The following is a 7,732-nucleotide window of genomic DNA, read 5'->3' as shown; positions in this document are numbered from 1 at the left end:
TTCAGTCTTTCACTTATAGTGATTCGAGTTAATCCATCTTCCAAATTTGACTTTTGACGCTAACTTTAGTGGCTATGCTCTTACAGTGGGTTGACTATCAAAGTCATTGCCGCGCCAGCAATAATGGCAGATCGTTATTTTGGAGTTTTTATGGACATGGAGCTGTTTGAAGCGAGCCATTACCAAGCCCCCGAGACACCAAAACGCCATTGATGTTCTGCTTGCACGCCTCCAGTTATTTCAACGGCTATGTTTTGGAGAATTAAAATGTCCAATGAAAAGTTTGACCGCGTAACAACGAATCTGTCTGTTGCCGATATAAGCACTGCAATCGCTACCGGTTTGCAAAGAGCGCTTGATACTCGTGGAGAAGCGTTGCGCGATAAAATCCTTATTTATGGTGGAAGGATTGACTTCAACATTCAAGTGCTCCCCCAAAGCGCGGTAGGCGAACTCAAGGAAGTTGCCAATATTGGCAAGGTCTAGGTTTTTCGGCATTTTTTCGTCAAGCCAATAGGGACAGAAGGAATGCTGGTGGAGGGAATAAAATGCCACCCAAATCGTTGGAAAAATCCCGCCGATTGATTGAGAACGGTCGAAATAAGGCGCTTCTGTGCCCAAGTGCTCAGCCGGAATGGGAAGGAGCGAAAATATTCGGGGTGGTGAATGGCACGGTGGCAGCTCCTGAAGTAGCTTACCTTTCACAAGCAATACCCATGACGAAAGAGCTGGCTGAATCAACAGCCCCTGTCAGTCCGGCAGAGGTATTTCGCATTTCCGCACCCTGTGCGGAAATGCGATGCCAGCATTACAAGGAAGGAGGCTGCCAGCTTGTATCGCGCACCGTAGAGAAATTAAAAACGGTCACAGACAAACTTCCCCGTTGCTCGATAAGAGCCTCCTGTCGCTGGTGGAATGAACAGGGCCCCGATGCCTGTTTCCGCTGTCCGCAAGTCGTAACCAACAGTTTTTCCCAGGACGAGATGATCATTATTGCGGCAACCCCGATATAGCTCAAAGTGTGAGTCTCGTTGAACTGATCAACTTGCACTCTCTGATATGAACTTTGAGTCTATTTGCCACTTCTGGAGGGGAGTCGAAGGGGCCGGCTGTGCCGCTCTTCGATATCTCACTCAAGGGTGTCGAAGGTATACACATCGTTCAGGTGTTCAGCAGCCTACATGGATTCCATCATCTTCTGTGGGGGCAAGTTTGCTCGCGAAAAACCTCCAGGCTGGCACGGCCCTTAGGACTTGTCCGATTGACGGCAACCCTTCACTGGCACAGTCTACCGAGGCTTTTTCGCAGCCCACCTGACAGGAGACAGTTGATGCCCTTCGCGACTATTGATGGACAAGCCCTTCACTACCTGGACCAGGGCAGCGGCCCGGCGGTGCTGCTGGCCGGCAGCTACCTGTGGGACCTGAACATGTGGGCGCCGCAGATCGAGGCGCTGTCCCGGCAGTACCGGGTGATCGCCCTGGACCTGTGGGGCCACGGCCAGTCCGGCGCGCTGCCGCAAGGCACTGCCTCGCTGGACGATATCGCCCGGCAGGTGCTGGCGCTGCTGGATCATCTTGAGATCGAACGCATCACCCTGGTCGGCCTGTCCGTGGGCGGCATGTGGGGCGCGCGCCTGGCCCTGGCGGCGCCGCAACGCATCAATGGCCTGGTGCTGATGGACACCTACCTCGGGGCCGAGCCCGAGCCGACCCGTCAGTACTACTTCTCGTTGTTCAAGCAGATCGAAGAGGCGGGGACCATCCCGTCGCCGCTGCTGGACATCGTGGTACCGATTTTCTTCCGTCCTGGCATCGACCCGCAGTCGGCGCTGTACCAGGACTTCCGCGCGGTCCTCGCGGCACTGCCCAGCGAACGCCTGCGCGAAAGCGTGGTGCCCATGGGCCGCATCACCTTCAGCCGCGCAGACCTGCTATCGCGCCTGGACCAGCTGGACCCCAAGACCACCTTGCTGCTGTGCGGCGACCAGGACAAACCGCGCCCACCTGCGGAAACCCGGGAAATGGCCGAGCTGATTGGTTGCCCTTATCAGCTGGTGCCCGAGGCCGGGCATATCTCCAACCTGGAGAACCCGGCGTTTGTCACCGAGGCGTTGTTGAAGTTTTTGGCTGAGCGGCATTCCTGCTGATACCTCGGCGACGTTTGGGCTGACGTTATCGCGAGCAAGCTTCGCTCCTACAGAAACCGTATTTTTCCTGGTGGATCGCATTCTTCTGTAGGAGCGGCCGGTCGACGCTCGATTGCCCGCGATGCGATCCCACGGCCACCACACGACCCTCTGCTATAGTCGCGCCCGGCGCAGGTCCAAGCACCTGCGCCGGGCGTTTTCATTCAGGGACAGGGGCGATGACGGAACACATTTACTGGCGTGATATCGAGGATCTGGCCGGCAACTGGAACGGCCTCGGGGTGGAGGTCAAGCGCCCGGCCAGCGGCAAGCCGAACTTGCGCCTGCTCAGTGGCAACAACCGCCGCATGCAACTGGTGCTGGGTGACCAGACGCTGCTCTGGGGCACCATGTCCCGCTGCCTTTACGGCGTGTGGCTGGTACGCAATCACCTGCTGGAGCAATGGCCGCAAACCCTGGTGTGCCCCATCGATTCGCCTCAGGTGGAGCAACAGCTACGCCTCGACCCGGCCCTGCGCCTCAAGGCCTGGAGCCGCTTTTTCGTCCAGCAGTTGATGCAGCACCAGTCGGACTTTTTCTACCCTGGCTACTGGCTGGTGCGGGCCCTGCGCCCGGAATCCCTCAAGCCGATGCGGCCGTTGTTGAGCGGTACCGAAGCCTGGTACTTCAAGGGCGGCGAAGACGCCCTGAGCCATATGCCGCAGTGGGCGATCTACGGCCGTAACATCCTCGACAACCAGCAACCCGGCGCGGCGCGCTGGGTCGAGTTGGGCGAGAGTGGCGGCGCGGTGGTCGGCCTGCATGCAGTGGACCCGCATTCCGGGCGCCTCAAATGGTGGCGCAAGAAAGCCCGCGAGGGCAGCTTGCCGCCCATCCTGCTGTGGTACGTCAGCGGCCTGAGCTGCCACCTGATTCTCGATGGCCATTACCGCTTGCAGGCGGCCATCGATGAAAACCTTCCACCGGAGTTCCTGGTGCTCAGTTCGCCGCGGCTCTTCAGCTATCGCCCGAACCCGCAAGAGCAGCAGAAGGTGCTGGGGGCGCTGCAGATGCAGATCCAGCGCAAGAACCTGGAAACGGTGCGCTTCAACCAACTGCTGATCAGCACCTTCGATGACCGGCCGTATCACGGCTTCGGCAGCCAGTCGTGGGCCGGGATTGCCTCGGAAAAGGTCTGGGTCGATCAGGTCAGTGCCATCCTCAACGAACGGGCTGACACCGGCGAGCTGGAAAATATCCTCGCCCGCGAAGCGCCGGACGAGTTCGCCTGAGCCTTACGCACAAATGCCGAAATCTGACATGCCCCTGTAGCCGCTGCCGAGCCTGCGAGGCTGCGATCGACTGCGCGGCATTCCGACGAAGCGGCTTATGCACAGGCGCCGAATTCAGACACGCTCCTGTAGCCGCTGCCGAAGGCTGCGATCGGGCGCGAAGCGGCCGTAAACCAGGCGACGGTTTTTTGCCTGACACACCGCATGGGCAGGTTTGGCGCCTGCTGCGCAGTCGATCGCAGCCTCGCAGGCTCGGCAGCGGCTACAGGGGGCCAATTCGCTTTCTTTTGTAGGGTATTTCCGAGACGCAGTTTGCGGCTTGAAGGTGGCTGTTCTGAGCTACTAGTCTGCGTGGGTCGTCGCCAAATCGATGGCCGGAAGTGCAAGTCCGAAAAACTGTCGGGAACGTACGAAGACCCAGAAGTAATCGCTGGGTATTCATATCCACTGTGTTGAGGACTGCACCCATGAAAAAGCCAATTCCTGTGTATCGCTACCCTGAACTGAAGACTGCCAATCAGACCTTGCGCCAATCTCTGGCCAATTCGCCTGCCGAATCATTCGATGCTCTTCCTGCCACTACGGCAGGGCCGGTAGGTCCGGATTCTCTTTTCTGTGTACGCGAAGGCATCAGCGCCGAAGAAGCCCTGGTGCATGTCTCGCTCTTGCTCAAATGCGCCGAAGAAGTCAGCGATGAAATCACCGAACGCGGCAGTGGCCTGGAGCGTGGGTTGATCTGGTCGATGGTCCATTCCGTGGAAATGGCCAGGGCGGTGGTGGATGCGTTGCTGGATGGGCGCGGTGCCCGTTGAACCGATACTGTTTTTTGAAGCGCGCATCGTGAGCGGGTTCGCCCCCACGGGGGCCTGATGGTCGTTTCACAATCAGGTATCCGTGGGGGCGAGCGCTCAGGTCAGCGTCAGGCGCTGACGGTGTTCAACTTGGGGTCTGTTCTTCCAGCGCATTCATTTTCGCCAGAAATGAAGCGGGCCCCATTCTTTGCAGCGGGAATTTGCCGCGACTCACCGCATCGAAGTAGCGCAGCGACCCCCACAGTTCAAAATCCCCCACCAGATAGACCCGACGTTTGGCCCGGGTGAGGGCAACGTTCAGCAGGTTGGGTTTGGAGGCGGCCCACTGCGCCGCTCCCGCATGCTCGGTGTCTGCCCCCAGCAGCATGAACACGGTGTCTTGTTCTTTACCCTGGAAGGTATGCACGGTGCCGATGGAGGCTTTCAACCACTGCTTCAACTCGCCCGCAGGTAATTTCGGGCGATGGTTGGGCCGGGCCCAGGCCGCCATGCGTATGGCTTTTTGCAGGGCCAGGCGCACGGCCTTGAACGGCGAGATCACGTACAGCTGCGGCAGCTCTCCATCGCGCAGGTACAGCTGCCCGAGCAGATCGACCATGAACTCGATCTGCTGGGGGACAACCTGTTTGTGTTCGACATTGCCAGGGATATCGACCCAGCAACTGGAGCTGTACACGGGGGCGTCCTGTTCGGCGTGGGCATTGGGCAGGCCAAAGACCATCTTGTTACCGTAGGCGATCTGATTCGACAGGCTGAACATGGGTTCGATGCAGCGTCTGTGGACCCTCAACGGGCTGCCGATCCACAGCTCTTGATCGGTGTCGTTCTTGAACACGCTGCCATACAGATTGTTGTGGTCCGCCAGGCTTTGCACCGACACACGATTGGGGGCGAAGGCATCGTTCGCCGTGTGTACCGATAGCTGGCCCAGGGTCTTGACCAGGCGTTGCGGCAGGGTGAAGACCGGCTCGATTTGCAGGGGGTCGCCCACCACCATGGCTCTTTGCGCCCGCCACAAGGCACCGACGGCGGCCTGGGGCACGGCCTGTCCCGCCTCGTCGATGTACAGCCAGCCCAAAGAGCCAGCACCCAACCCACGGAACTGGTTGGCAAAGGAGGCAAAGGTGCTCGAGACCACCGGGATCACCATGAACAGGCTTTGCCAGAGCACCTGGGTCAGTCGCTCATCCTCGGGTGTCTTGTTGCTCAGCAACAGGCTGATGGCGGCGAGGTTGGCGCTGAAGCCCTTGCCGTTCGAGCCCGAGGGCGCCACCTCGGCCAGCCAGGCTTCATGCAGGGTCAAAGCCGCGGCGAACAAGGTCGAGCGCAAGCGATTGAGTGCTTCATCATGCCAAAGCCCATTGATCTGGAACTCGCTGTTCTCCAGCTCACTGAGCTGACTTGGCAAATCCGGACGGCCCAGGCGGCTGGCGAAATCGTCCAGGCATCGGCACTTGTCTTGCCATTGCGCCAGACGGGTATCGAGTTCGCTTCTACAGAACAGCAATGCGGTTTGCGCGCTTTCAAGTTCTGGTCTGAGGCTTTTGTTCAGAAGGCTTTTCGCGCGGTTGATCTCTTCATGCGCCAGACGCTGAAGCCGGGCATTTTCCAGTTGTTCGTCACGGTGGGTTTTAGCGGCTTGAGTATTGAACAAGCGCTTCCACCAGACCGGACGGCTGCGATCTATCAGGCGCTCCAGTTCCTGAAGGCTGCTCAGATGTTGCGCCGTTGCTTGAAGTTGCTGTTGCTGTTGCTGTTGGTCGAGGGCTTGCTGGGCGGACGCCCTGGTCTGTTCGGCCTGATTGAATGACTGTTGCTGAAGGCGCAGGAAGGCCTGTTCATCGGTAGCCGCCATTTCTTCCAGCAGGCTGGCGTAACGGGCTCGTTCCTCCAGTGCTTTGCTGACCGCCTCATCGGCTTTTTTGAAGGCTGCGCTGGCATCCTTGAAGGTGGGGCCTTTGTATTCATCCACCCATTGCCGAATCGTCAGTGGCCGATTGGGCTCGGTGGAGTCTACCGGGGCGAAGAACATGCGTTCCTGCAGGACCTTTCGGTTGTTGCTATTACCGAGTGCGGCGCAGATCAAGCCCCAGGGTTTGTCCTCGTCGGACAGGTCGCTGATGCTGCCATCGCTTTTTTGTGCGGCAATCTTATGGGCGACCGGTTGCAGGTACTGCACGTCGTTCCAGCATTTTCCCAGGGATTTGCGTTTGGGCAGGTCTCGGGAAATGTTTTCCACGGCGGCATTGTTGGAGGAGGCCACCACCATTTCATAGCCGGTCAACTCAGGTTTGAGCGCGCGGATGGTGTAGGTATTCGGCATGCCCTTGAAGGTGACCTGCGGCTTTTTCCCGCCGACGAAAGCATCTTCCGCCTCGCTGTATCCCGCCAATACCCGCGCCCGACGCACGATGTTCTCGGCGAACATGTCGCGCAACAACGTCGTTTTGCCTGTCCCGGGTGGTCCGTTAACGGAGAACACCCCACTGTTTTCCAAGGTGCCGAGCGCGGTATTGATCGCGAACTGTTGCATCAGGCTCATGGCATGGCCCGGCTCATCCGGCCAATGCCCGGGGTTTATGCATTGCGGTTGCAGGGCCCGGTAAATGGCCTTGCGGCCATTGTCGGTATACAGGTCGATTCTTTTGCCCGGGTCGGCTTCGCCCAGGTATTGAAGCAAAGGCAGCGGCTGTTCTGCGCGTTGCAGGCTGGCGATCGCACGCTCGATGTCTTTTATGAAAAAGCTGTTGAGGATGTCGATCTCGGTATCGGGCTCCTCTTCGTCCTCGACTTCCGTTGCCTGCGCCGCAGAGGGTTGCGTGAGTGGTTTCTCGACCTTGGGCTGGGTCAGCACTTGAAGCAATGCGACCGAGCTACCGCTGTTTTGCTCTGGCGTGAAACTGGCCCAGTTGCACAGCAGTTGATGCAGATGCATGACTTCCTCGGCCATCAAGGCTGGGTCATCGTTTTGCTGACGCTGTCCGTGGAAGTTGTGCAGCAGTTTGATCAACTGCTCCTTGGCGTCCTCGAAGGCTTGATGGCCAAGCGCACCAAGCCCTTTGCTCACCGTTTGCCCCAGGGCCCAGGGAGCCGTCGACAGTGACACGGCATCCAGTTGCGGGACGGCTTGAGCATTGAGCTTGATCTTGGCGAAGCAGGTAAACCCTTCAAGCTCCACCCGTTCCTGCTCTTCGTAGAAGGTGTTCTCGTCTACCGATAAAGCGGCCAGATACGGTTCGCAAAGAGTCGCAATGACGGAGGCGTCAAAGACCCCGATATAGAGATTGAAGCCTTTGACTTGAAGGTCTTCAGGTATGGAAAAGTTGCGCCAGTGGCTGTCCTTGCTCTGCTGGAGAATTTCCTGGGAGAGCCATCGGGTCTCCCATTTCTTGAAGTCCTCAACATATTTCCCGAGGGCATAAGGTAGAAAGAATTCCACCTTGTGCCAGTAATCGAGAATGTCTAAAAGCCTGGCTTGTCCTTGAGCTTTCAAAACGTCA

At 58.3% G+C, this 7,732-nt stretch carries 6 protein-coding genes; 5 read left to right on the top strand and 1 reads right to left on the bottom strand.

Going from position 1 to position 7,732, the window contains the following annotated elements; translation table 11 throughout:
- The first annotated feature begins 267 nt into the window (after window positions 1–267).
- From CXQ81_RS23090 to CXQ81_RS23070, 5 genes are all read left to right on the top strand, one after another.
- Entirely contained in the window at window positions 268–486 is a 219-nt protein-coding gene (locus CXQ81_RS23090; RefSeq protein WP_101338680.1) for a hypothetical protein, read from the top strand.
- Between the two features lie 62 nt (window positions 487–548).
- Window positions 549–1,013, top strand: a complete 465-nt coding sequence (locus CXQ81_RS23085) for a nitrogen fixation protein (RefSeq protein ID WP_101338679.1) — start codon at window positions 549–551, stop codon at window positions 1,011–1,013.
- A gap of 317 nt (window positions 1,014–1,330) precedes the next feature.
- Entirely contained in the window at window positions 1,331–2,149 is an 819-nt protein-coding gene (locus CXQ81_RS23080; protein ID WP_101338678.1) for an alpha/beta fold hydrolase, read from the top strand.
- A 218-nt stretch (window positions 2,150–2,367) separates the two neighbouring features.
- Window positions 2,368–3,420, top strand: coding sequence for a hypothetical protein (locus CXQ81_RS23075; protein ID WP_101338677.1), 1,053 nt, complete (start codon window positions 2,368–2,370; stop codon window positions 3,418–3,420).
- A 467-nt stretch (window positions 3,421–3,887) separates the two neighbouring features.
- Window positions 3,888–4,232, top strand: a complete 345-nt coding sequence (locus tag CXQ81_RS23070; RefSeq protein WP_101338676.1) for a DUF6124 family protein — start codon at window positions 3,888–3,890, stop codon at window positions 4,230–4,232.
- Between the two features lie 124 nt (window positions 4,233–4,356).
- Here CXQ81_RS23070 and CXQ81_RS23065 read toward each other — a convergent pair whose 3' ends face one another.
- Complete coding sequence (locus tag CXQ81_RS23065; protein WP_101338675.1) at window positions 4,357–7,725, bottom strand: ATP-binding protein; 3,369 nt, start codon at window positions 7,723–7,725, stop codon at window positions 4,357–4,359.
- Window positions 7,726–7,732 lie beyond the last annotated feature (7 nt).

The sequence above is a fragment of the Pseudomonas sp. 09C 129 genome (genome assembly GCF_002843625.1).
GTDB classification, from domain to species: domain Bacteria; phylum Pseudomonadota; class Gammaproteobacteria; order Pseudomonadales; family Pseudomonadaceae; genus Aquipseudomonas; species Aquipseudomonas chlororaphis.
This window is presented reverse-complemented; position numbering and strand designations above follow the sequence as displayed.